Origin of the sequence: Pseudomonas duriflava (assembly GCF_007830155.1) — a bacterium.
Taxonomy (GTDB): domain Bacteria; phylum Pseudomonadota; class Gammaproteobacteria; order Pseudomonadales; family Pseudomonadaceae; genus Chryseomonas; species Chryseomonas duriflava.
Genome location: NZ_VLKY01000010.1, coordinates 194,892 through 218,282, shown reverse-complemented (window position 1 = coordinate 218,282; position 23,391 = coordinate 194,892). Strand labels below are relative to the sequence as shown.

Sequence of the window (23,391 nt, the reverse complement as noted above, 5' to 3'; positions counted from 1 at the left end):
CTGTGAGGCGTTGAGCTAACCGATACTAATTGCCCGTGAGGCTTGACCATATAACACCCAAACAATCTGTAAAGATTGCCTACGGGAAGACGCCTAAAGCCGAAAGCTTGCGAACCCGCAATTACCTGATCACATACCCATTCGAGGAAGCGGGTAATAGCGATTCCTCACCCGAATTGCTTGACGACTATAGAGCTCTGGAACCACCTGATCCCATTCCGAACTCAGAAGTGAAACAAAGCATCGCCGATGGTAGTGTGGGGCCTCCCCATGTGAGAGTAGGTCATCGTCAAGCACCTATACCCAAAACCCCCAGGCCTAGCGGTCCGGGGGTTTTGTCTTTTTAGGGCCCAAGACAGCGTGGCAAAGATGGCCTATCGTATGAAAAAGATTTGCTAAGGTTTCCAAGAGAACTCAAAGCACCTTTTCAGACTCAACCTAGAGCTAACATTCTTTAATGAGGTTGAGCTATATGTTTTCAGCAATAGGGTCAGGCCTGGTGTGGTGTACAGACTCACCTGGGTATGCTTTTCAAGTGAAAGGACAGGATCAGTCAGCAGTAGCCGAGCAGTTGGCTGCTTGGTTGAATGGATTATTGACGTCTCACGTGCCGCTGTTAGAGCGCCCAACCTCTAAAGAGGCTCTCCAAACGCTAGCGACAATGATAGAAAGAGATTTTGACAAGGGGCCGGCTGAAATCACCCCTATGCTAGTTTCAACGTTATAAAACAAAAAACCCGACATTGTCGGGTTTTTTCACTTTTGCTAGCTAACCTTTACAGCTAGACGTTTGATGTACGAATTCTATGGCGCGTCAGGTTGATTTTATGTTTGGAGTTATTTTTGGTCTGGATTAAAGATTTATAATTAGTTGAATGCGGCGATGCATGTCTTTGATACGTGCGAGGAGAGCGACTTATTCTGAGCATAGCCCATAGCATCGTAGCTGCTAAGGCGAGCCATCCGATGATTAACAGGGCGATGTAGGTTGCTGGGCTCATAGGTGTCACCGTACTGCGTTGCTATCGTGACGTCTTTTGCAGACTTATAACGATAGACCTTAGAAAGTACTGGGCGTTTTAGACCACTTATGTGCAGGCGATGAACGTAGCTGAGCGTTTTATAGGCAGGGCACAGAAAGCACCCTGCCTCGTCTGTCAGCTGAGTACGCGTGTAGCCAGCCAGAAGAGGCCGGCAGAAAGTGCCATGGCAGCTGGGAGCGTTAATATCCAGGCTAAAAGAATATTACGTACTGTCCCGCCTTGTAGGCCGCTCTTGTTTGCGACCATTGTACCTGCTACGCCTGATGAAAGCACATGCGTCGTAGAGACGGGAAGACTGTAGATATTTGCCATGCCTATTGCGAGAACAGCAGTAAACTGCGCACTCATTCCTTGGGCGTATGTCATGCCTTGGCGGCCAATTTTCTCACCAACAGTCAAGACGACACGTCGCCATCCTACCATGGTGCCTAGGCCTAACGCAAGCGCCACGGCAATGATTACTTCAAAAGGTGCGTATTCTGTAGTACCTGTTAAGTCTTTACGTAGCTGGTTAAGGTCTGCTACATCCCTACTATCCAGCGCAGGGATTTTGCTAACGCGCTTGGCTGTATCATCTAAGCACAGTAAATAACGGCGTACTTGAATACGTGACTCTTCCTTCATGCTACGGTAATCGGATACACCGTCGAGTGTTCGAAGCAGCGCATTTAAGGTAGGGAGGGTAAATTTGCTATCGCAACTAAATTCTTTGGGTAAGTCGCGATTTCCAGAGGTGTAATCGAGAACAGTTTTGAGGGTGTCAGATTGACGCTCGTAAAATTGACCGAGGTGAACGGCCGCATCACGCGTACGTTCGATCTGGTAGGGTGTGCTGTTGAGGTCAAGAACGAATTTGGCTGGAACGATACCAATAAGAACCAGCATGATTAAGCCGATCCCTTTCTGACCATCGTTGGAGCCGTGCACAAAGCTCATGCCCATGGCAGACAAGACTAACATCAGGCGATTCCAAAAAGGTGGGTGCTTTTTAGAGTCAACTTCTCGGCGCTGCTCGGGTGTCTTGTGCATTTTTGAGAACGGGCGCCAGCGCTTCAAAATAACCAAGAAAGCACCTGCTATAACAAAGCCAGCTAAAGGTGAGGCAATCAGTGACATGGCAATATCACCTGCCTTCTGCCAGTTCACACCTTGAGCAAGCGGTATATTGTTAATCAAGGAGTTGGCTAGCCCGACTCCCAAAATGGAGCCGATTAAGGTATGAGAGCTAGAGGCTGGAATACCGAAGTACCAAGTGCCTAGATTCCAGGCGATGGCAGCTGCTAGTAACGAGAAGACCATGGCAAGCCCATGACCTGTGTTGACATTAATTAACAAATCAACAGGCAGCAAATGGACAATGGCATAAGCGACACCGACTCCCCCAAAAAGAACTCCTAGGAAGTTGAAAATGCCAGAAAGCACGACGGCTAATTGAGGACGCATAGCTTTGGTATAGATTACCGTAGCGACTGCATTCGCCGTATCGTGAAAACCATTGATAAATTCAAATGCGAGCACAAATGTCAGCGCGAGAATTAAGCTGATGCCTACCCAGGCATCAAGCCCGCTGAAAAGATCAAACATATTGTTTCATTGGTAGTTGTGTAGCCACGCTTGTTTAACGATAAGGCTGACAACTACCCCTTTGTTGGATATGGATGTGGTCACGTACCGCGGTATTCGCATCCGCTAGTGCAGGTCTCATGAACACGAACCCGTGATAGTTCAGGTAATAAGGGCTTCAGCTCATTCCATATCCAAATGGATAGGTTCTCGCTTGTAGGATTTTCTAGGCCAGGAATCTCGTTCAGATAGTGATGATCAAGCCGTTCGTATAAGGGTTTGAAGATTGCCTTGATATCAGCAAAATCTCGTACCCATCCAGTATGTGGGTCAACTGGACCTGCAATATGAAGTGCAACCTTGAAGGAGTGCCCATGGAGACGACCGCACTTATGACCTGGCGGAACGTTTGGCAAAAAGTGGGCTGCTTCGAATATAAACTCTTTAAAAATTTCCACGTGATCAGCTCGAACTACCGCGACATGCGGCTCTGATGGCTACGGAGTTTAACAGTTTCGTAATGTTTTTTATGCCCTCATGCAGCTGGGTAACCTATTTACTCAGTTGAGACGGCGTTGTTTGCCTTAGCTGCTCAAATAGTTTTACAGGGAATGCAGCCTATAGGTCGATACCGCTAGTAATTCTCACAAAGGTCGAAAATATCTCTAACTGTTCCGTACGTTGATCGATGAATAGTCAAATCAGAAAAGGCATAGGCCATGGTCCGATAGGATAGCCGTCACACGTGATTTTTAGCGATTGCTCAATTAGGGCTGCCATGTGGATGGGATTACTATATTGAGCTCGTCCTGCATAAGAAATTGACAGTAACTCAGCTTTACCGTCATCTACTGATATAGAAAAGCTAGCATCGCTTTTGTCTGGCGTAACGATGCACTAATAAGGCAGGAAGGCATGCTCTATAAGCTGTATGGTCTCCTCCAGATTAAGCTGAACAAACATAACAGTCTCCATGAAGCTGTCATTTTCATGTAATGAGAGGCGCACGAAGTAGAGAGGTTCTTCTCATCAAACATTGCGTTGTTTGCGCTCAAAGGGCAGTCTTCCGGGCTTGATTGTGCTTTAGGGTTTCGAGCCTGTAAGGAATACTGTTATGCAAGCAAACATACGGCCTACTTTTTGGATATTGATTGGCCTATCCGCGTGTTTGGTCATGATAGCGGCGTTAGGGAGTCGCTTGGGTTGGGAAACGCTGGAGTGGGGTTATTTAACAGTAACGCTACCCAATGGATTAGAGACAGGTACATCGGGTTATATTGTAAACGGGCTTCCGTCACTGCTGTTTGCCCTGTCGCTAACAACTGCCGTGACCGCTGCCTTAATCAAGGCAGGAAGTCGTTATCGTTCACGTCTTCCCATACCTATCACAGCAGCTATTCTGTGGCTTTTATTTAATACGATGCTGGTGATCTTTTATCCTTCCGCTCTGGAGGTACAGGTCCGCCATTATAAAGGGCCAGCTTTTATTGATTTTTTCTCCTTAAAGGATCGCAAGGGAAGCTTTCAAGGAACGGTAGATAAGAGCCAGACGCTTACTTATTTTCAGGAGTGTGCAGCTCGCAGTACCCAATGCCCTTCTTACGAATGCGTTACAGAGCGGCGTTGGTGGTTAGGTGGGTTTGAGGTGGTTCGAGGGTTTTACCCAGGATTGGATGTTACAGGACAAAAGGCCCTGCTTGATCAATATTGCCAAGCAGCCAGCTCCGGCTGATCAACTTTCTCCAACGAAACCTCCCGTTTGGTGCTGCCAGAGACGGGCATAAAGACCATGTTTGCCAATGAGTTCTTCATGGGTGCCGGTTTCTACAATCTTGCCTTTGTCCATCACGATGAGCCTGTCCATTTTAGCAATAGTGGACAGGCGATGAGCGATGGCAATAACAGTTTTTCCTTGCATAAGGGTCTCGAGGCTTTCCTGAATCGCGGCCTCGACCTCGGAGTCCAGCGCCGAGGTTGCCTCGTCGAGCAGTAGAATAGGAGCGTTTTTCAGAAGAGTTCGAGCAATGGCGATACGTTGACGTTGCCCTCCGGATAGTTTGACGCCTCGTTCGCCTACCTGTGCCTCTAGGCCAGAGCGTCCTTGTGCGTCTGTCAACAGTGGGACGAATTCATCTGCTCGTGCTTTATGGATTGCGGCTTGAATTTCTTCCTCCGTTGCGCCTGGTCGGCCATAAACCAGGTTTTCCCTAATAGATCGGTGAAGTAGGGAAGTATCCTGGGTTACAACGCCGATGTGACAGCGAAGGCTTTCTTGGCTGATTTGCGATATATCCTGTCCATCAATCAGAATGCGCCCCTGCTCCAGGTCGTAAAGGCGAAGTAGGATATTGACCAAGGTTGATTTGCCAGCGCCAGACGGGCCTACCAATCCAATCTTTTCGCCCGGTCTTACAGTTAGGGAAAGCCCTTCAATAACGCTGCGGCCGCTGCCATAGTGGAAATGAATATTTTCAAAGCAAACGCTACCTTGCTCGATGCACAGGGGCTTTGCATTAGGTGGGTCGATTACTGTACGTGGGCGAGAGATTGTCTCGAGGCCATCCTGAACCATACCGATATTTTCAAAGATTCCATTTACAACCCACATGATCCAGCCAGACATATTGTTGATCCGGATGACGAGTCCGGTCGCCAAGGCAATGGCACCTACTGAAATAAGTCCGTTGTGCCAGAGCCAAAGTGCCAAGCCAGTCGTGCCGACAATGAGAAGTCCATTGAGTAGACTGACGGTAATGCCCATGGCTGTAATTAGACGCGAAGCCATTCGGGCTTTTTCGGTTTGCTCGGCCATGGCATCGCAGGCGTATTCTTCCTCCTGGCGTGTATGAGCGAACAACTTGAGTGTCATGATGTTGGTATAGCCATCGACGATGCGGCCAGACAGCTTGGAACGTGCTTCAGAGGAGATGACCGAACGTTGCTTTGTTTTAGGAACAAAGTAGGAAAGCGTCGCGATATAAGCAACGATCCAGAGCAGCAGGGGAAACATGAGCCTGATATCCGCCTGGGCAAATAGAATCAGAGCGCTACCAGAGTAAATTAGAACATGCCAGATGGCATCAACAGCTTGTACGGCAGAGTCGCGCAACGACGTACCGGTTTGCATGATGCGATTGGCTATACGGCCAGCAAAGTCGTTATGGAAGAAGCTCAAGCTTTGTTTAAGAACATAGCGATGATTTTGCCAGCGGATTAGGGTCGTCAGGCTTGGTGTAATGGTTTGATGAACCAATAAGTCGTGCAGACTGATAAATAAAGGGCGCAATACCAGTGTTACAACGCCCATCCAGAACAACTCCCACCCGTGGGCCTGGAAAAAGGTTTGGCTATTGGTCGAGGCCTGAACAAGATCCACGATACGCCCCAGAAAACCAAAAAGCGCTACCTCGATTAGGGCACCTATCAAACCAACAAACAGTAAAAGAATAAATGCTGGCCAAGCCTGTTTCAGGTAGTGGATGTAGAAACGGGGAACAGTACTAGGTGGAGTTTCGTCAGGAGCAGGCTTGAAAGGATCAATGATGTGTTCAAACAGACGAAAAACCATAGGTGCTTCCGTTTCTGGTGACAGGTAGTTCTAGACGGCAGAGAGAGTCCAAGCATGCCGATTCGAGGCATGCAAGGTAGCAGGCCTCGAATGATTGAGAGCAGGCTTATAATTGTTTGGCCGCCAGGATCAGGATCGGTTCGCGCGGAACGTTCTGAAACATTCCTCGGTTTCCTGTCGGAACGCTGGCGATCTTGTCAACTACTTCCATTCCGCGAACAACCTTGCCGAATACGGCGTAACCAAAGTCTCGACTGCCATGGTCGAGGAAGGCATTGTCGGCCAAGTTGATGTAGAACTGGCTCGTGGCTGAGTTGACAGCAGCCGTTCGCGCCATTGCTAGCGTTCCGCGTGTATTTTTGAGGCCATTATCAGCTTCGTTGCGAATAGGAGGCTGAGTCTGCTTTTGCTCCATGGATTCGCTAAAGCCGCCTCCCTGAATCATAAAACCAGGTATGACCCGATGAAAAATCGTGCCTTTGTAGAATCCTGACTCTACATAACCAAGAAAATTCTTAACACTGATAGGAGCCTTTTGAGCGTCGAGTTCCAGCTCAATTTCGCCTTGGTTGGTAGTCAACACAACATGGGGATTATCGGCTGCCCACGTTGAAGACATGAAGAGAAAGGCGCAAGCAGTCAGTACGTGTTTAAGCATGTTGAATCCTTATAGCAGAGTGGGAAAATAAGCCTAACGGTTACGTTCCGTATATTGAATATGATGGTTTCTCAGGAAGTGTCAGGACAAACCTTGCCCTGTACCATGCTTCTTGATTAGGTTCACCAGAATTTGTGAGGCTGGCCCAAGTTGGCGCTCGCGGCTCTGGTACATATAGAAGGGATGGAAGCGATTTCCACCTTGATTCAAGGGGAGCGGTTTAAGGCTTCCCTCTTTCAGCTCTCGTTCAATCTGATGACGAGGTAACCAGGCGAAGCCCAACCCGTTACGGACGAATGTAGCAGCTGTGGCCAGACTGCCTACTGTCCAGCGGTGTTCGGCACCTAGCCAGCCTGAGTCACGTGGTTGAGCACGTCCTGAATCACGAATGACAACTTGCATCTGACTTTCCAGATCTTGAAAGTTGAGTTCACGTTGCAATCGGTGCAATGAGTGCTCCGGATGCGCAACTGCCACGAACTCGACCGTTCCAAGGCCGGCCCCCAAATGTGCCGGAATATTCAATCCGCTGATAGCAAGATCGGCAATGCCTTCCAATAAAACTTCTTCCACGCCAGACAAAACTTCTTCCCGCAGGCGGATCCGACATCCACGACTCTGGGGCATGAACTCAGTTAAAGCTTGTACCAGGCGAGTCGTGGGATAAGCAGCGTCTACCACTAGGCGGACTTCCGCTTCCCAGCCTTGCTCCATGTGGTGGGCCAGTTCCTCTAGTTGGCTTGCCTGTTTGAGTAGCTGACGTGAGCGGCGTAGCAGAACACTTCCTGCCTCGGTCAAGACAGCTTTGCGACCATCAATTCGTAACAGAGGGACGCCTAACTGCTCCTGCATACGAGCTACCGTATAGCTCACGGAGGATTGTGAGCGATGGAGTGCTTCTGCTGCCTGAGCGAAGCCACCATGATCAACTACGGCTTGTAGGGTGCGCCACTGATCCAGAGTAACTCGGGGGGCTTTCATGCAGAATCCTTTTAAGCGTTTGCAGAACGCTACGTGATGCTGTCGTTATTATCAATATAATAGATATGTTTAAGTGGGAGATTCCGGTTTTTTATCGGCTGATTAGCTATTAGCCTTAGCGCACTACTCATGACGCTACAGGAGAGCGGATTATGTCGAAGGTTCTGGTTGTTGAAAGCAGTGCACGTCAAGACGGTTCGATTTCTCGCCAGATTACCGGGCATTTCATTGAGCGCTGGCACGCTGTACATCCTGAGGACACGATCATCATGCGTGACCTTGCGGAAAATCCCGTTCCACATCTCGACGGTACTTTGTTGAATGGTTGGATGAGTCCGGCGGAAAGCCATAGTGAGCGCGAGCGAGCGGCACTGGCGCGCTCCAATGAGTTGACCGAGGAGTTATTAGCAGCCGATGTACTGGTTTTGGCAGCGCCGATGTATAACTTTACCATTCCCAGTACGTTAAAGGCCTGGATCGACCATGTAATGCGTGCAGGCGTGACCTTCAAATATACCGAACAAGGTCCGCAGGGGTTGTTGAACGGAAAGCGAGCCTTTGTACTGACCGCGCGTGGAGGAATCTACGCGGGGAGTACTCTCGACCATCAAGAGCCTTATCTACGTCAGGTGCTGGGCTTCATTGGTATCACTGACGTGACCTTTATTCATGTCGAAGGCGTAGCGATGGGGCCGGAAGCATTAGCGCAGGGAGTCCAGGCTGCTACGGCACTGATTGAGGAAGTCGTATAAGGTCGTCCGCTAGCGCTTAAATAGGGCCTCTTCGCGAGGCTCTATTCGTTAGCAAGAGGCAATAATCTTAGAATAAAGAACCGCTAAGCGAGAGTTTTCAGACTATCCAGGCCAGCAAAAGCAGGCTACTGTCGGGGCCTTTTGCTGAGCCGAAGCCATGCCGTACTTGTTAGCCGTTACCGTTCTCTGGGCCTTTTCCTTTAGCCTTATCGGGGAATACATTGCTGGCCGTGTCGATAGCGACTTTGCAGTGCTGGTTCGAGTGCTGTTGGCTGCACTTATCTTTCTACCGTTCACTCAATGGAAAAACGTCGCTCCCCGCTTCGTGGCAGGCTTGATGCTGGCTGGGGCGTTGCAATTCGGGGTGACCTATCTCTGTCTTTATCGAAGTTTCACCGTACTGACCGTACCGGAAGTCCTGCTGTTTACTGTGTTGACGCCTATCTACGTCACGTTGCTAGACGATGCTCTAAGTCGGCGGTTCAACCCTTGGTCACTAATGGCCGCGATAGTAGCCGTCTCTGGTGCAGCCATTATCCGATTCGAGCGCCTGGATGGCGATTATCTGTGGGGTTTCCTACTGCTTCAGGTAGCTAATCTTACATTCGCCGCCGGGCAAGTGATGTGCAAGCATCTGGTGCAGCGGTATCCGTCGGACGTACCGTTGTATCGACGGTTCGGCTATTTCTTCCTGGGGGCTCTACTTATCGTTGTGCCTTCTTTCTTCCTGTTTGGTAACACGGCTCTTCTGCCTACCACTTCCGTTCAGTGGGGTGTTTTGCTTTGGATGGGCGTCTTTGCTACAGCGCTGGGCATGTATGGGTGGACTGTTGGTGCGACCAGGGTCAATGGTGGAACGCTGGCTATCATGAATGAGCTGCATGTGCCAGCAGGGCTGCTCGTGAATCTACTGATCTGGAATCGAGAGGCCGATCTGCAACGGCTACTCTTGGGGGGAGGCGTAATAGTCGCCTCGCTTCTGATCAACCGCCTGGGACGTAGGGGAGGAGCATGATGTTATCTGGACGAGGCGTGTTCCTTTCGGTTGCATCTTCAGTGCTTTTTGCAGTGATGCCAGTGTATTTCAACTATCTGGAGCCGCTTAGTGGTGTGCAGGTATTGGCTCAGCGTATCGTTTGGTCCATTCCGATAGTCCTGTTGTTAGTAGTCATGACACGACAGGGGGCTTTACTCCGAGAGGCTATTATCCGCTTGGCTCATGAGCCTCGACTGATTATAGCTCTGATAGGCAGTACTCTCCTGGTTGGCTCGCAGTGGGGCGTGTTTGTTTGGGCTACGATGGCAGGGCACACGCTGGATATCACGCTGGGCTATTTTCTACTGCCCTTGATCATGGTGGTGGTCGGACGCTTGTTTTATGGCGAAAAAATGCGACCGTTGTACCGGCTGGCAGTGGTATTCGCATTGCTAGGCGTGATTCACGAGTGGTGGGCTACGGGTGCGTTTTCATGGGTTACTCTGGTATCGGCGCTGGGATATCCGCCGTATTTCATGTTGCGGCGCTGGATGAAAATCGATGCGCTGTCCGGTTTTGTTCTGGAAATGCTATGCATGACTCCTCTAGCCGTGGCGCTGATGTATTTCTTCAATCCTGCACCGGCACTGGCTGTCTCACCCCTGTTATGGATTCTCCTGCCCGGGTTGGGGTTACTTAGTGCGTTGGCCTTTGGTGCGATGATGGCGGCAAGTCGTCTGTTACCTATGGGCCTCTTTGGCATCCTGAGCTACATCGAACCCGCACTGCTCTTTTTTGTAGCGATTCTACTGCTGGATGAGACGTTCTTGCCGTCTCAGCTGTGGACTTATGTTCCCATTGGGATAGCTGTAGTACTGGTATGTTTGGACAGCGCGCGCCTGCTGCGCAAACAAATGCGGCGAAGATTACAGAATATTCATTGAGTGCTGGAAGCTCGGCGTCCCACTGTATCGCGTTCGTATAGGGTCGTTGTCTAACGTTGGCTAGCGGCGTAACTGTGGAAATTGACCGTGAAAAATAATGGGCTGTGCTGTTGTTGCCAAGTCCTCGTCCTGTTGCTGGGCATGAAGACCAATCGCGAGAAGCGTTAACAGTATGCCTGGCTAGTCATCCGGATTTTGATACAGGTTTTGGGTTTAGAGAGTGTGATGCTGGAGATATGACAGACACGATCAGTATGCATTTCTGCAGCTGATCGTGTCGTGGTATTCAACGGTCGCACTCCAGCCAGAGCTCAATGTCTTCGTTGAAAAAGTACTCGTCGCAGTTATGACCCTCGCCGGCTCGATCGACGATCAGGAAATCATCAACCGCTGATACGGCCAGAACAGGGTGATGCCACACACCTCGGTGGTAATTGATGCCTTGTTCTCCATTTGTGATGAAGACCTGGACGTCGAAGGGGGCAGGCGCTTCGCCTGGTGGTGCCACAACTATCAGAAAGGGATTACCTTTGAGTGGTACGAAAGCCTGACTTCCCAAGGGGTGGCGTTCCAGCATTCTAATGCGCAGCGGCAATGGTAGGGCTTGAGCACGAAAGATGCTGATAATCGCCTGGCCAGCACCAGGGCCGGTATCGATATCGGCCAACCGATGAAAGCGCTGGGTAGAACCATTATTGATCAAAAAGTGATCCCGGTCCTCCGTCTCGATAACATCACCGAACGGGGCGAAGGCTTCGCGGGTAAGAGGACGTGGCGTAAGTGTATGGCGCATAGTTCATGTCCTGGCGATACGGCCAAACAGGCGCAGCCGACTGACTCCGCCATCCGGGAAGATATTGAGACGTATGTGGGTGACCGGACCAAGCGCCTTGATCTGCTCGCTGAATTCATGCTCCTGGTGCATCTGCAGCTTTTGAGACGGCAGGAGTTCGCGCCAGTATAGGCTTTGCGTCTCGATCTGATTGTCGGTGCCGCCCTGAACATAAGCAGCCTGGATCGAGCAACTGTCCGGGTAATTACCTTTGAAATGCAGGGTATCAACCACGATTCGCTCGATTTCACCGGGATGGCCCAGGGCAACGATGACCCAGTCATTGCCGGGTGTACGACGGCGTGCAGTTTCCCAGCCGTCAGCCATGCTTTCGGCTCGGCCAGGATTAAGGATATTACTCATACGGCCATAATGCTCGTCGTTACAGGCGAGGGCTCGTCCGCCATTGAGTGCAGCTGCCAGATCAATAACTTGGTCCGTGGCATGAGTGGACCAATCACGGTAGGGAATGCCATAAACGCGCAGACGAGCCACGCCGCCGTCTGGGTAGATATTCAAACGCAGATGAGTCCAGGGGCGGTCACCATTCAGGGCATGGTAGTGATGGCTGTTACCTTGTAACTCTACAGCGGATAGCACTTCTACCCATTCGGTACTGGCAGTGGGATCTCCTTCCGTACAAAAGCAGGCTTCGAGCGAGGCGGAAGGCGGATAGTTGCCGGTGAAATAACGAGTATCAATATCCACCCCTTTGATCGAGCCGGGTACGCCCAATTTTACAATCGCATAATCGTAGCCTTCAAAGCGCTTACGCCGAGATTCCCAGCCATCCATCCATTTACCGTTGTCATCATAAACGCCTTCTTTCCACTCCGGCTCGTGGGGTTTCAGCATACGATTGGCTTCGGCGAACCAGTCATCGGTAACATGGATGACTCGCGTACCCAGGCGTGCATCAGCAAGGTTCAAGTATTTTTCGAACGGAGCGTTATAGGTTCTTTTCATTGTGAGCTCATAGCTGTTGTAGGCGGAACAGGGCAATCCTATTGATCTCGGAAAGTGCGTGGGCAAATTCCTGTTCGGGAGTATGGTGGAGACGTTCTTCGAAGGCTTGGATGATCAGGTGACGGTTGCTACCTTTCACGGCCATGATGAATGGGAAACCAAACCTGGTCTTATAAGCGTTGTTGAGATGCGTAAAGCGGGCTAGTTCATGCGGGGTGCACTGGTCAAGACCGGCTCCGGCTTGCTCGGATGTGCTGGACGCAGTCAGCTCACCTTGCAAGGCAGCCTTGCCGGCAAGATCCGGGTGCGCCTTAATCAGGCTCATTTGCTCCTCGAGACTGGCCGACATCAGCACGGCACTCATTCGCTCATGCAAGCCAGTAATCTTATCAAGGTGGGTATCGACTCCCTGATCGTAGACGCGCTCGGCTATCCACGGGGAATGCTCATAGATATTACCAAAGGCTGCTATGAATGCAGTGCGGCTCAGCGTACTCGGCGTGACGGTCTGGAAATAGGTCATGCCAGGGTCTCCATGGGGTGGGTGGCATACCAGTGTCGAGCGATATCAACTCGACGTGCAAACCAGACTCCAGAATGAGCCTGAGCGTAATCAAGGAAACGCTTGAGACCGACGAGGCGGGCGGGGCGGCCGATCAGGCGGCAGTGCAAGCCGATTGATAGCATCTTAGGGGCGGTTGCGCCTTCTTCGTACAGCACATCGAAAGCATCTTTCAGGTATGTGAAGAACTGCTCTGAAGTATGAAATCCCTGGACCTGCGTAAAGCGCATATCGTTGGTATCTAGGGTATAGGGGATTACCAGGTGCGGTTTGCCAGAAGGCGACCGTTCCCAATAGGGAAGGTCATCATCATACGTATCCGAGTCATAAAGGAATCCACCTTCCTCCATGACCAGACGGCGTGTATTCGGGCTGGTGCGACCGGTATACCAACCGAGCGGGCGTTCTCCGGTCAGTTCGGTCAGGATCTCGATCGCCTTTAGCATATGCGCACGCTCATCGGCTTCGTCCATGTATTGATAGTCGATCCAACGATAACCATGGCTGCAGATTTCATGGCCGGCTCTCACCATGGCACGAATCACCTCCGGGTGACGCTGTGCAGCCATGGCTACGGCAAAGATGGTGAGCGGTACATTGTATTTTTGGAAGAGTGCAAGAATTCGCCAAACACCGGCCCGGCTGCCGTACTCATACAGCGACTCCATGCTCATATTGCGAACCCCGGCCAAAGGTTGGGCCGCTACCATTTCAGATAAAAAGGCTTCCGACTCCCTGTCACCGTGCAGAATGGAACGCTCGCCTCCTTCCTCATAGTTGAGTACAAAGGACAAGGCGATCCGGGCATTATTGGGCCAGTGTGGATGAGGTGGGGTATTGCCGTAGCCGACCAGATTGCGTGGGTAAGGGTTATTCACAAAGCAATTCCTTAGCGATACCGTCTGAAAGGAGGGCCAACCATCCCGCCTGTTACTGTGATGTATCCTCCTAGCTTAAAGCAAAAAACCTGCCTGTTTGGTCAGGATTTTGCTCTAGGCTCTAACAATGGGCTGCTTCAAGCCTGCCTGTGATCAACGCGCATGAGGATAAAAATGGGACGATTGACTACACATGTACTAGACACTGCGCACGGTTGTCCAGGCGCAGGTATTCATGTCGAGCTTTATCGGGTCGGGGAAGGGGTTGAAAAGATCGGTGAAGCCTGGACCAATGAGGATGGGCGCTGCAATCAGCCCTTGTTGCAGGGAGGCGCCTTCAGGGTCGGAATCTATCAACTGGTCTTCAAGATTGGGTACTACTATCGTGCCAGAGGGGTTTCATTGGGCGAGCCGGCTTTCCTGGATGACGTCGTGTTGCGCTTCGGTATCGCTGCGCCAGACGAGCACTACCATGTACCTTTGTTGGTATCGCCATACAGTTATTCCACTTACCGCGGCAGCTAATCGTTGCACTAGAGGAGGGCATGCCTTCGGACAGTGCCTTACAGGAAGGCACTGTCCGGCATTAAATGCGCCGAACTGTATCTATCAGAAGAGCCTCTTCAGCGCATAAGGTGAAGGCTTATAAGAGATCATATTTCTGTTTGGCTGGTAGTGGATGATTATGTCACCAAAGGACTTGTTGCTGGCCTTGGTTGTGATCGTGGCGTGGGGTCTGAATTTTGTTGTAATTAAAGTTGGCTTGCATGGCGTACCTCCCATGTTGCTGGGCGGATTGCGCTTCACACTGGCCGCGTTGCCCGCCGTGTTTCTGATCCGGCGTCCGGCGCTGCCCTGGCGCTGGCTGCTGGCCTACGGCCTTACCATTTCGCTGGGGCAGTTCGCTTTCCTGTTTTCGGCTATGTATGTGGGGATGCCGGCGGGGTTGGCGTCACTGGTACTTCAGGCCCAAGCGTTTTTTACTCTGCTGATGGCCGTGTTGTTTTTGGGCGAGCGCTTTCGTTTGGCTAACATGGTCGGGTTACTTATCGCAGGCGGCGGTTTGCTACTCATTGGATTACATGGCGAGGGACGCATGACCCTGGCCGGTTTTCTGCTCACATTATGTGCAGCGGGAATGTGGGGCTTGGGTAACATCGTCACCAAGCGGATTGGCAAGGTAGATATGCTGGCGCTGGTGGTATGGGGAAGTCTGATTCCGCCCATACCCTTCTTTATGCTTTCCTATTGGCTCGAAGGGCCTGAGCAGATCATGGGAGCGCTGGAGCATCTCAGCCTGTCGTCGATGTTTGCAATCATCTACCTCGCCTTTGTCGCGACGCTGTTGGGCTATGGCCTGTGGAGCCGTTTGCTGTCCCGTTATCCAGCAAGCCAAGTGGCTCCGTTTTCTTTATTGGTTCCCTTGGTCGGTATTACATCTGCTGCTGTCCTGGCGGATGAGCACCTCACGGTTATTCAGATAATGGGTACGACGTTGGTAATGGCAGGACTGATCGTCAATGTGTTTGGCGGGTGGTTGTTCAAGCGTCTTGGAACATTGACCTAAACACCTATGAAATCACGCTCTAGCTGGAGGGCCGGGCTACCGTTTGTAAAATAATGGGAACTTTCGGGAACGAATCGGCGCACCTCTGGGACGAAACTTTGATCCGTGAAGTTGTGCCTGGAGTAAAACCATGTCGATCCGTGTATCGCGAAGAAACTTCTTAAAATTAAGCGCGACCGGAGTGGCAACGTCTAGCATGGCAATGCTGGGCTTTGCTCCCGAACCCGCAATGGCATCCATCCGTCATTTCAAGCTCACCGCTGCCAAGGTTACCCGTAATACATGCACCTACTGTTCCGTAGGGTGCGGAATGTTGCTATATAGCCGTGGCGACAACAGTATCAATACGGTAGAGGATATCTACCACGTTGAGGGGGATCCGGATCATCCGGTTAGCCGCGGTTCGCTCTGCCCACGTGGTGCCGGCGTACTCGATTTTATCAAAAGCGAATCTCGTCTCTCTCACCCGGAGGTACGTGAGCCTGGTACCAACGAGTGGAAGCGCATCAGTTGGAATGAGGCGCTTGATCGTATCGCGCGTCATATGAAGGATGATCGTGACAAAAACTTTGTAACCCGCGATCAGCACGGGCACTTGGTCAATCATTGGACAACGACCGGCTTTTTGGCAGCTTCAGCAACCTCCAACGAGACGGCTTACCTAACTCAAAAGATTGTTCGTTCACTGGGAATGGTGGCAATCGATAACCAAGCACGCGTTTGACACGGACCGACGGTGGCAGGTCTTGCCCCAACATACGGTCGCGGTGCGATGACGAATGCCTGGACAGATATTCGTAATGCCAACCTGATTCTTTCGATGGGCGGAAACTCTGCTGAAGCTCACCCTGTGGGATTCCGCTGGGTAGTCGAGGCCAAAGAAAAGAACAACGCCAAACTGATTTCGATTGATCCGCGTTTTACCCGAACGGGGGCCGTGGCGGATTATCACGCTTCTATTCGAACAGGGACTGATATCGTCTTCCTCGGCGGGTTGATCAATTTCTTGCTGACTACAGATCAGATCAACCATGAATATGTAAAGGCCTATACGGATGTAGCGATCATCGTGAAAGAGGACTTTGATTTTCACGATGGGCTTTTTTCAGGCTACAAGCAGGATGATGTACGTACCTACGATAAATCGAGCTGGAGTTATGAGTTCGATGAAAGCGGCATGGTCAAAGAAGACCCGACACTGCAGCATCCTCGGTGCGTCTATCAGCTAATGCGTAAGCATTACAGCCGTTACACCATTGAAATGGTGGAAAGCGTCTGCGGCATGCCGCGCGATCAAGTCCAGAAAGTCTGGGACATGATTGCCGAGACCGCTGCTGAAGATAAGACCATGACCATTTTGTACGCCTTGGGGTGGACGCAGCACTCGGTCGGCGCCCAAATGATCCGTACTGGTGCCATGGTTCAGCTCCTGCTGGGTAACATCGGTCAGCTAGGTGGCGGGGTCAATGCGCTTCGTGGCCATTCCAATATCCAGGGCTTAACTGATTTGGGCCTTTTGTCCAACCTGTTCCCTGGCTATATACGCATGCCCTCTCATGAGGAGCAGTCGTTTGACAAGTATATCGAGGCACGAGCCAAACAGCCTTTACGGCCTGAACAGGTGTCGTACTGGAAGTACTTTAAGCGGTTCCATGTCAGCCTCATGAAAGCTTGGTTTGGCGATGCGGCAACAGCAGAAAACGATTGGTGTTATGACTGGATTCCTAAACTCACTGAGCCGCTGTACGACGTTCTGCATACTATAGAACGGATGAAGAACGGCGAAATGACTGGGTATTTGGCGCAAGGATTTAACTTCCTGGCATCCTTCCCCAACAAGCACAAGAGCATCGAGGCGCTTTCGAAGCTCAAGTATTTGGTAGTCATGGACCCGCTGGATATCGAAACGACCGAGTTCTGGAAGAATCATGGCGAGTTCAACGATGTTGATTCGTCAAAGATCCAGACAGAAGTTTTCCGCCTGCCCACAACATGCTTTGCAGAGGAAAACGGCTCCATCGTTAACAGTTGCCGGTGGCTTCAGTGGCACTGGCGTGCAGCTCCACCTCCAGGTGAGTCACGGCCTGATGTTGCCATCATGGCCGGCATTTTCCATCGTCTTCAGGGTATGTACCGCGATGAAGGCGGCGTTTTTCCTGATCCGATCTTCAATCTCACCTGGCCTTACAGCAATCCAGAAGATCCCAATCCAGAAGAGCTTGCCCAGGAGTACAACGGACGCGCCTTGGCTGACTTGCCCAGCGCTGATGGTAAAACTATTACCCATAAGAAAGGCGATCTGCTGGATGACTTTGGTTACCTGACCGATGATGGGCGTACTGCCTGCGGATGCTGGATCTTCTCAGGATGCTGGACGCGAGGCGGTAACATGATGGATCGGAGGGACAACTCTGACCCTTACAATGTAGGGATTACCCTTGGTTGGGCTTGGGCGTGGCCACTCAATCGCCGGATTTTGTACAACCGTGCTAGTGCACGCCCTGATGGAACGTCCTGGGCGCCCGAGAAGCGGTTGATCTGGTGGAACGGTGAGCGTTGGGCCGGTGCCGATATTCCTGATTTTCCCTGGACATCACCGCCTTCGGCGGGCGCAGGTCCGTTCATTCTGAACCAGGAAGGCGTTGCTCACTTCTTTGGCGGCAGCATGATGGCCGAGGGGCCTTTCCCTGAACACTACGAACCTTTTGAGTCACCGCTTGATTATAACCCCTTGCACCCGAATAACCCGGCCGCTCGAAACAATCCTGCTGCCCGAGTATTCGTGAATGACCGTGCACAGTTCGGGACAAGCAAGGAGTTTCCGTATGCTGCGACGACGTATCGAATAACCGAACATTTCCACTTCTGGACAACGCATGCTCGCCTTAACGCGATTATGCAGCCTGAGAAGTTTGTGGAAATCGGTGAGGACTTGGCTAATGAACTCGGTATCAAGGCAGGAGACACGGTAAAGGTCACGTCCAAGCGTGGTTTTATTCGTGCTATCGCAGTGGTCACAAAACGGATCCACAAGCTTCAGGTGGAAGGCCGTACAGTGCACCAGATTGGTATTCCAATTCACTGGGGTTTCAAGGGCGTAGCCAGAAAAGGGTTCCTGACTAATACCCTTACCCCGGTAGTAGGGGATGCCAATACCCAGACGCCCGAATTCAAGTCGTTCCTCGTGAACGTTGAGAAGGCATGAGGAGGCGAGATTCATGAGAGGCGACCAGATCAACCTTCAAAACATCGTTGCACGCTCTGCTACTACTGAGCCCTCACCTCATGTACGTGAGGGTGGGGTGGAGAAGGTAGCTAAGCTGATCGATGTATCTCGCTGCATTGGCTGCAAAGCCTGTCAGGTAGCGTGTTCGGAGTGGAACGATTTACGTGATGAGATTGGACATTGTGATGGCAGCTATAACAACCCGGCGGACTTGAGCCCGGAAACGTTCCAGCTGATGCGTTTCAATGAATACGTTAACGAGGACGGAAACCTAGAGTGGTTGATCCGCAAGGATAACTGTATGCATTGTGCCGAGCCGGGCTGCTTAAAAGCGTGTCCGGCACCGGGGGCCATCGTGCAGTATGCGAACGGTATCGTGGACTTCAACTCCGAGCATTGTATTGGCTGCGGCTATTGTGTGTCGGGTTGTCCGTTCAATATTCCTCGTATCTCCAAGAAGGATCAGAAGGCCTACAAATGCACCCTATGCTCGGACCGTGTCTATCACGGTCTGGAGCCGGCCTGTGCAAAGTCTTGTCCTACCGGCGCCATCATGTTTGGTACTAAAGAGGATATGACCGAGCATGCGCTCATGCGGGTAGGGCAACTCAATGACCGCGGCTACGCCAATGCCGGCCTGTACGATCCGCCAGGTGTTGGCGGTACCCATGTCATGTATGTGTTGCAGCATGCCGACAAGCCAGAGATCTACAGCAATCTGCCTCGTGATCCTCAGATCAGCCCACTGGTAGATTTGTGGAAAGGTATTACCAAGCCGATCATGTCAGCCATGATTGGACTAACAGCGCTAGCTGGCTTTGCTCATTACGTCATGAAAGGGCCCAAGGAGGAACCTGAAGAGACGCCTGATGAAGATATCCGTCGTGAGGCCAGAAAGGAGGATCGGTTATGACCCCTTCGAGTACTGAAAAAGGCATTCTGCGGTACAGTACCTTTAGCCGTCTGAATCACTGGGTCATCGCAATCACTTTCGTTTGCCTTGTACTTAGTGGCTTGGCGTTTTTCCATCCGTTCTTCTTTGACCTGACGGCTTTATTTGGCGGGCCGACCATGACTCGGATACTCCACCCTTTTATTGGGGTGGTCATGGCTGTTTGTTTCCTTGTTATGGCAATTCGCTTTTTCAAAGTGAATCTGTTCAAGCGTCACGACATCGAGTGGATGAAGCATATTGGTGATGTATTGAGCAACCGGGACGAACTGGCACCGCCGATTGGTATCAATAACCCCGGTCAGAAGCTGGTGTACTGGCTTATGGTCATGAGTGTGCCGCTGCTCTTGATTACAGGTATCGTCATCTGGCGACCCTATTTCGCGGATAATTTTCCGCGTGAATGGCTGCGAGTATCGAGTCTGGTGCATGCCTACATCGCGTTTGTCGCCATCGTTACGTTGATTATTCACGTCTACTCGGCGATATGGGTGAAGGGCTCGTTCAGAGCGATGACTCAAGGCCGGGTTAGCCGTGCTTGGGCTAAGCATCACCATCGGCTCTGGTATGACGAGATCGTCGAACAGGAACGTCAGGAAAAGGCAGGAAACGGTTCGCGTACAGGCGCGGTCAATGAGCATCACATGCCAACGAAGGGGACATCGTGACAGCCACTCATCAATATGGAACCTCACCGACGGGAATCATGGATCCGCCTCCCGTCGTGCTACCTAAAAAGCAGATTTTCGCCATACGAGCCAAGCGGCTCAAGGACTTGGCGGAGAAAGTCGAGCCCTTAGGCGATTTTCTGGCCTTCATGTCTCAGCTTGTTAAGGCGCAGGATATTGTCTTGAACGAGTATGAAGCCACGTGGTTACCCGACCCTGGGGCATTTGATCTGGCGCTTGAGCACGGTATGCCAGCGCTAGGGATCAATGCCTTGCGTAGGGATATCGATTGGCAAGCTGAGCTGGCTTGGTTGCTTGATACGTTGGAACTGCATATTTCGGATCAGCAGCGTACGCTTGTGCAATCCTTACGCGGGCTGGATCACGACACTCTGGAGGCTTTGGCGAACGATGTGCTGGACGGTAAACCAGGCCCTGTAGATAAACGTGCTCTGTTGCCCTTTGTCTCGGCTGCGTTACAGGTGGCTTGGGCGCGGCTGACGCAATGCTTGCCCTCTACACCCAAGCGGCCCTCCGGCAAAGCGAGAACTATCTGTCCTTGCTGCGGCTCGGCGCCGGTGGCCAGTATTATCCATGCTGACCGTGATCGCAGTGGTATCCGCTATTTACATTGTGGTTTGTGCTCTACGGAGTGGCATCTTGAGCGTAGTAAATGCAGTGTGTGCGAGCAGAGCCGGCAGGTGAAATACCTAAGCCTCGAAGATGAAAATGGTAAGTCGGCAGTAAGCGTTCAGGCGGAAACCTGTGGCGATTGCAATAGCTATCTCAAGATTGTCTCAAAAGAGTTCAATCTAGGGGCGGAACCGATGGCTGATGACTTGGCGAGTCTTACTTTGGATATGGCTTTGGCAAAAGAAGGAGTCTTTGACCGTAGTGGGTTTAATCCGTTGTTGATCGTGGGTGAGTAGATAGCGCGTACAACGCCCATAAAGCAAAAGGCCAGCTAATTTAGCTGGCCTTTTGCTTTATCTGTTTATAGGAGTTAACGCTGATGCACTTTAACCCCCATGGAGTATGTTTCTTTCACGGTGCGGTCATCACCAAGCATCATCAAGGCGAACAGCCTTTCCTCTATGTTTTTGGCCTGCTTTAAGCGGTAGCTCAGCAGAGGGGTAGCGTGGTAATCCAAGATAATAAAATCCGCATCATTACCTTGGGTAAAGCTGCCGATCCGGTCGTCCAACCTTAGGGCTCGCGCACCGCCCAATGTAGCGAGGTAGAACGCTTTGAATGGGTGCAGATTCTTACCTTGCAACTGCATGACCTTATAGGCTTCCTGCGCTGTCTGTAGCAGTGAAAAGCTCGTTCCTCCTCCCACATCTGTGCCTAAGCCTACATTAACCTTGTGTTGCTCCAGGCGGGGCAGGTTCATTAAGCCGCTGCCCAAAAACAGATTGGACGTAGGGCAAAAGGCCACGGCCGAGCCAGTTTCACCTAGCCGCGCACATTCCCCGTCACACAGGTGTACGCCATGGGCAAATACCGAGCGTGGACCAAGCAGTTTGTAATGATCATAGACATCCAAATAACCGCTACGCTCGGGAAACAGAGATTTTACCCACTCGATTTCTTTAAGGTTCTCAGACAGGTGCGTATGCATATAGACGTCTGGATATTCAGCCAAGAGTTTGCCTGCCAAGGATAGTTGTTCAGGGCTGCTGGTCGGGGCGAAGCGGGGGGTAATGGCATAGTGTAGGCGGCCTTTGCCATGCCAGCGTTCGATCAAGGCCTTGCTATCGGCATAACCGGATTCAGGGGTGTCTACCAGGTATTCCGGTGCGTTACGGTCCATCAAGACCTTGCCGGCAATCATGCGCAGATTGAGCGCCTGGGCCGCTTCGAAGAAGGCCTCGACGGACTGTTTGTGCACTGTTCCGAAGACCAAGGCTGTAGTTGTACCGTTGCGGAGCAGTTCTTTAAGGAAGAGATCAGCGACTTCAGCCGCAGTATCTTTTTCCGCAAAGGCACCTTCGGCAGGAAAAGTATAGTTATTGAGCCAGTCGAGCAATTGCTCGCCATAAGAGGCAATGATACCGGTTTGAGGATAGTGAATATGGGTATCAACGAAGCCCGGTGTAATCAGGCAGTTCGGGCATTCGACAATTTCGGTTCCTTTGGGCAGAACAAGCAAAAGCGTATTGGAGTTGCCCATAGCCTCGATGCGGCCATCTGTAACCACCAATAGCCCGTCTTCGACGTATTCGCAGGAGGCCTCGATTCCGACATCGTCAGGGTTGGCGATGCTGTGGAGTAGCGAGGCGCGGTAGGCTCGGGTGGTCATGTCGTTCTCGTCCTAGAGTGACGTAAGGTTAAAAGTGTTCAGTGCAGCCAGCCGAAAGGCTCGAGGAGGGGCTTCCTCGATTCTGAGCGAATACGGCAATACGGCTGGCCAGCGCTATGAGGTAGTACTACAAGATCAGGTCAGGGTTGCACCAGCCGGAGTGTCGACGCTTCCTGCGCGTCGGCTTTAGCACTATAAATTGCAATAATCTCCCCAGCTACAGAGATCGCGATTTCGGCCGGAAGTTTACCTTTGACTTGTGAAAGACCTAGCGGACAGCGCACACGAGAAATCGCTTCAGGTGTATGGCCCTTGGCAATGAGACGGTGACGAAACTTGGCCCATTTGGTTTTTGAGCCGATCAGCCCGAAATAATCAAAGTCGCCCCGTGCCAGAATACGCTCGGTGAGCTCAAGGTCCAGCGGGTGGTTATGGGTCATGACAATGAAATAACTGCCCGGCGGCATGGCATCGATTTCATCAAGTGGATCGTCAGTTACAACGCGAGTAACGCCAGCGGGTATAAGCTCTGGAAACTCATGCGCGCGGGAATCGACCCAGCGTACTTCGCACGGAAGGCTGGCAAGCAGAGGGACCAAGGCACGGGCTACATGGCCAGCACCAAACAGGGCAACCGGTATGTTGTTTTGTACCAGAGGCTCGAACAAGAGCACCGTGGCGCCCCCGCAGCACTGGCCCAGGCTTGCGCCTAACGAGAAGCGCTCAACCTTAGGCTGATGGCTGCCCTCTTTAAGCATCTGGCGTGCGATCTCTACGGCCTTGTGCTCAAGGTGACCGCCCCCAATGGTCAGCTTCAAGCTGTCAGCGCTAACCAGCATTTTGGTGCCGGTATTACGTGGCGTTGAGCCTTTCTCCTCGATAATAGTTACCAGCACACAGGGAATACCTTTGGCCTCGAAGTCAGCTAGAGCGGCTATCCAACCTATTGGCTT

Annotated in this window: 21 protein-coding genes and 1 rRNA gene; 11 read left to right on the top strand and 11 right to left on the bottom strand. The window is 51.5% G+C overall.

The genetic code is table 11. From position 1 onward, the window contains the following. Positions 1-179: 179 nt before the first annotated feature. A 5S ribosomal RNA gene (gene rrf / locus IQ22_RS15700) occupies positions 180-295 on the top strand. A gap of 862 nt (positions 296-1,157) precedes the next feature. Here the strand turns inward: rrf and IQ22_RS15690 are convergent. After that, positions 1,158-2,627 (bottom strand): inorganic phosphate transporter, encoded by a 1,470-nt coding sequence (locus tag IQ22_RS15690; protein WP_145143674.1) that lies wholly within the window; start codon positions 2,625-2,627, stop codon positions 1,158-1,160. A gap of 80 nt (positions 2,628-2,707) precedes the next feature. Continuing rightward, positions 2,708-3,064, bottom strand: a complete 357-nt coding sequence (queD, locus tag IQ22_RS15685) for a 6-carboxytetrahydropterin synthase QueD (RefSeq protein WP_145143672.1) — start codon at positions 3,062-3,064, stop codon at positions 2,708-2,710. Positions 3,065-3,804: 740 nt separating this feature from the next. Between queD and IQ22_RS15680 the strand changes: the two genes are divergently transcribed. After that, positions 3,805-4,338: a hypothetical protein gene (locus IQ22_RS15680; protein ID WP_244309183.1), complete on the top strand. Its 534-nt coding sequence runs from the start codon at positions 3,805-3,807 to the stop codon at positions 4,336-4,338. Here IQ22_RS15680 and IQ22_RS15675 read toward each other — a convergent pair whose 3' ends face one another. The 3 genes from IQ22_RS15675 to IQ22_RS15665 all read right to left on the bottom strand — a co-directional run bounded on the left by IQ22_RS15675 (position 4,339) and on the right by IQ22_RS15665 (position 7,813). After that, on the bottom strand, positions 4,339-6,174 hold the full coding sequence (locus tag IQ22_RS15675; protein WP_145143667.1) for an ABC transporter ATP-binding protein: 1,836 nt from the start codon (positions 6,172-6,174) through the stop codon (positions 4,339-4,341). It abuts the gene before it with no gap. Between the two features lie 106 nt (positions 6,175-6,280). Continuing rightward, positions 6,281-6,832: a peptidylprolyl isomerase gene (locus IQ22_RS15670; protein ID WP_145143665.1), complete on the bottom strand. Its 552-nt coding sequence runs from the start codon at positions 6,830-6,832 to the stop codon at positions 6,281-6,283. Between the two features lie 81 nt (positions 6,833-6,913). After that, complete coding sequence (locus tag IQ22_RS15665) at positions 6,914-7,813, bottom strand: PA3225 family LysR-type transcriptional regulator (protein WP_145143663.1); 900 nt, start codon at positions 7,811-7,813, stop codon at positions 6,914-6,916. A 152-nt stretch (positions 7,814-7,965) separates the two neighbouring features. Between IQ22_RS15665 and IQ22_RS15660 the strand changes: the two genes are divergently transcribed. From IQ22_RS15660 to rarD, 3 genes are all read left to right on the top strand, one after another. Continuing rightward, positions 7,966-8,565, top strand: coding sequence for an FMN-dependent NADH-azoreductase (locus IQ22_RS15660; RefSeq protein WP_145143660.1), 600 nt, complete (start codon positions 7,966-7,968; stop codon positions 8,563-8,565). 157 nt (positions 8,566-8,722) lie between these two features. Beyond that, positions 8,723-9,580, top strand: a complete 858-nt coding sequence (locus IQ22_RS15655; protein WP_145143658.1) for a carboxylate/amino acid/amine transporter — start codon at positions 8,723-8,725, stop codon at positions 9,578-9,580. Further along, positions 9,577-10,485, top strand: coding sequence for an EamA family transporter RarD (gene rarD, locus IQ22_RS15650; RefSeq protein ID WP_145143656.1), 909 nt, complete (start codon positions 9,577-9,579; stop codon positions 10,483-10,485). The genes IQ22_RS15655 and rarD overlap by 4 nt, the downstream gene beginning before the upstream one ends. Before the next feature lie 286 nt (positions 10,486-10,771). Here rarD and IQ22_RS15645 read toward each other — a convergent pair whose 3' ends face one another. From IQ22_RS15645 to puuE, 4 genes are read right to left on the bottom strand one after another with little or no spacing between them, the layout of a single operon-like run. Continuing rightward, the gene (locus IQ22_RS15645) at positions 10,772-11,278 is read right to left on the bottom strand and encodes an ureidoglycolate lyase (RefSeq protein ID WP_145143654.1); all 507 of its coding nucleotides are present in this window, start codon (positions 11,276-11,278) and stop codon (positions 10,772-10,774) included. A gap of 3 nt (positions 11,279-11,281) precedes the next feature. After that, entirely contained in the window at positions 11,282-12,283 is a 1,002-nt protein-coding gene (gene alc / locus IQ22_RS15640; RefSeq protein ID WP_145143652.1) for an allantoicase, read from the bottom strand. A 7-nt stretch (positions 12,284-12,290) separates the two neighbouring features. Beyond that, positions 12,291-12,806, bottom strand: coding sequence for a 2-oxo-4-hydroxy-4-carboxy-5-ureidoimidazoline decarboxylase (gene uraD / locus IQ22_RS15635; RefSeq protein ID WP_145143650.1), 516 nt, complete (start codon positions 12,804-12,806; stop codon positions 12,291-12,293). Continuing rightward, positions 12,803-13,723 (bottom strand): allantoinase PuuE, encoded by a 921-nt coding sequence (puuE, locus tag IQ22_RS15630; protein WP_145143648.1) that lies wholly within the window; start codon positions 13,721-13,723, stop codon positions 12,803-12,805. The genes uraD and puuE overlap by 4 nt, the downstream gene beginning before the upstream one ends. 174 nt (positions 13,724-13,897) lie before the next feature. Here puuE and uraH point away from each other — a divergent pair, with 174 nt between their 5' ends. From uraH to fdhE, 6 genes are all read left to right on the top strand, one after another. Further along, the gene (gene uraH, locus IQ22_RS15625) at positions 13,898-14,248 is read left to right on the top strand and encodes a hydroxyisourate hydrolase (protein ID WP_145143646.1); all 351 of its coding nucleotides are present in this window, start codon (positions 13,898-13,900) and stop codon (positions 14,246-14,248) included. Between the two features lie 160 nt (positions 14,249-14,408). Further along, on the top strand, positions 14,409-15,290 hold the full coding sequence (locus IQ22_RS15620) for an EamA family transporter (RefSeq protein WP_145143644.1): 882 nt from the start codon (positions 14,409-14,411) through the stop codon (positions 15,288-15,290). A gap of 136 nt (positions 15,291-15,426) precedes the next feature. Then, the gene (fdnG, locus tag IQ22_RS15615) at positions 15,427-18,495 is read left to right on the top strand and encodes a formate dehydrogenase-N subunit alpha (protein ID WP_145143691.1); all 3,069 of its coding nucleotides are present in this window, start codon (positions 15,427-15,429) and stop codon (positions 18,493-18,495) included. Positions 18,496-18,508: 13 nt separating this feature from the next. Next, positions 18,509-19,429, top strand: a complete 921-nt coding sequence (gene fdxH / locus IQ22_RS15610; protein ID WP_145143642.1) for a formate dehydrogenase subunit beta — start codon at positions 18,509-18,511, stop codon at positions 19,427-19,429. After that, positions 19,426-20,136, top strand: a complete 711-nt coding sequence (locus tag IQ22_RS15605) for a formate dehydrogenase subunit gamma (protein WP_145143640.1) — start codon at positions 19,426-19,428, stop codon at positions 20,134-20,136. Before fdxH ends, IQ22_RS15605 begins: the two co-directional genes overlap by 4 nt. A gap of 38 nt (positions 20,137-20,174) precedes the next feature. Further along, positions 20,175-21,065, top strand: coding sequence for a formate dehydrogenase accessory protein FdhE (fdhE, locus tag IQ22_RS15600; protein WP_145143689.1), 891 nt, complete (start codon positions 20,175-20,177; stop codon positions 21,063-21,065). Positions 21,066-21,139: 74 nt separating this feature from the next. Here the strand turns inward: fdhE and guaD are convergent, their stop codons facing one another. Both guaD and xdhC read right to left on the bottom strand, forming a co-directional pair. After that, positions 21,140-22,438, bottom strand: a complete 1,299-nt coding sequence (gene guaD / locus IQ22_RS15595) for a guanine deaminase (RefSeq protein WP_145143638.1) — start codon at positions 22,436-22,438, stop codon at positions 21,140-21,142. A gap of 140 nt (positions 22,439-22,578) precedes the next feature. Next, positions 22,579-23,385 carry a xanthine dehydrogenase accessory protein XdhC gene (xdhC, locus tag IQ22_RS15590; protein WP_167654175.1) on the bottom strand — a complete coding sequence of 269 codons (807 nt, stop codon included), beginning with the start codon at positions 23,383-23,385 and terminating at the stop codon, positions 22,579-22,581. Between the last annotated feature and the right edge of the window lie 6 nt (positions 23,386-23,391).

Bases quoted from the DNA above. Each gene is read 5' to 3' on its own strand.
- IQ22_RS15690 (WP_145143674.1), bottom strand. From the start codon at position 2,627: ATGTTTGATCTTTTCAGCGGGCTTGATGCCTGGGTAGGCATCAGCTTA.
- IQ22_RS15675 (WP_145143667.1), bottom strand. From the start codon at position 6,174: ATGGTTTTTCGTCTGTTTGAACACATCATTGATCCTTTCAAGCCTGCT.
- IQ22_RS15670 (WP_145143665.1), bottom strand. From the start codon at position 6,832: ATGCTTAAACACGTACTGACTGCTTGCGCCTTTCTCTTCATGTCTTCA.
- IQ22_RS15665 (WP_145143663.1), bottom strand. From the start codon at position 7,813: ATGAAAGCCCCCCGAGTTACTCTGGATCAGTGGCGCACCCTACAAGCC.
- IQ22_RS15660 (WP_145143660.1), top strand. From the start codon at position 7,966: ATGTCGAAGGTTCTGGTTGTTGAAAGCAGTGCACGTCAAGACGGTTCG.
- IQ22_RS15655 (WP_145143658.1), top strand. From the start codon at position 8,723: ATGCCGTACTTGTTAGCCGTTACCGTTCTCTGGGCCTTTTCCTTTAGC.
- rarD (WP_145143656.1), top strand. From the start codon at position 9,577: ATGATGTTATCTGGACGAGGCGTGTTCCTTTCGGTTGCATCTTCAGTG.
- IQ22_RS15645 (WP_145143654.1), bottom strand. From the start codon at position 11,278: ATGCGCCATACACTTACGCCACGTCCTCTTACCCGCGAAGCCTTCGCC.
- alc (WP_145143652.1), bottom strand. From the start codon at position 12,283: ATGAAAAGAACCTATAACGCTCCGTTCGAAAAATACTTGAACCTTGCT.
- uraD (WP_145143650.1), bottom strand. From the start codon at position 12,806: ATGACCTATTTCCAGACCGTCACGCCGAGTACGCTGAGCCGCACTGCA.
- uraH (WP_145143646.1), top strand. From the start codon at position 13,898: ATGGGACGATTGACTACACATGTACTAGACACTGCGCACGGTTGTCCA.
- IQ22_RS15620 (WP_145143644.1), top strand. From the start codon at position 14,409: ATGTCACCAAAGGACTTGTTGCTGGCCTTGGTTGTGATCGTGGCGTGG.
- fdxH (WP_145143642.1), top strand. From the start codon at position 18,509: ATGAGAGGCGACCAGATCAACCTTCAAAACATCGTTGCACGCTCTGCT.
- IQ22_RS15605 (WP_145143640.1), top strand. From the start codon at position 19,426: ATGACCCCTTCGAGTACTGAAAAAGGCATTCTGCGGTACAGTACCTTT.
- fdhE (WP_145143689.1), top strand. From the start codon at position 20,175: ATGGATCCGCCTCCCGTCGTGCTACCTAAAAAGCAGATTTTCGCCATA.
- guaD (WP_145143638.1), bottom strand. From the start codon at position 22,438: ATGACCACCCGAGCCTACCGCGCCTCGCTACTCCACAGCATCGCCAAC.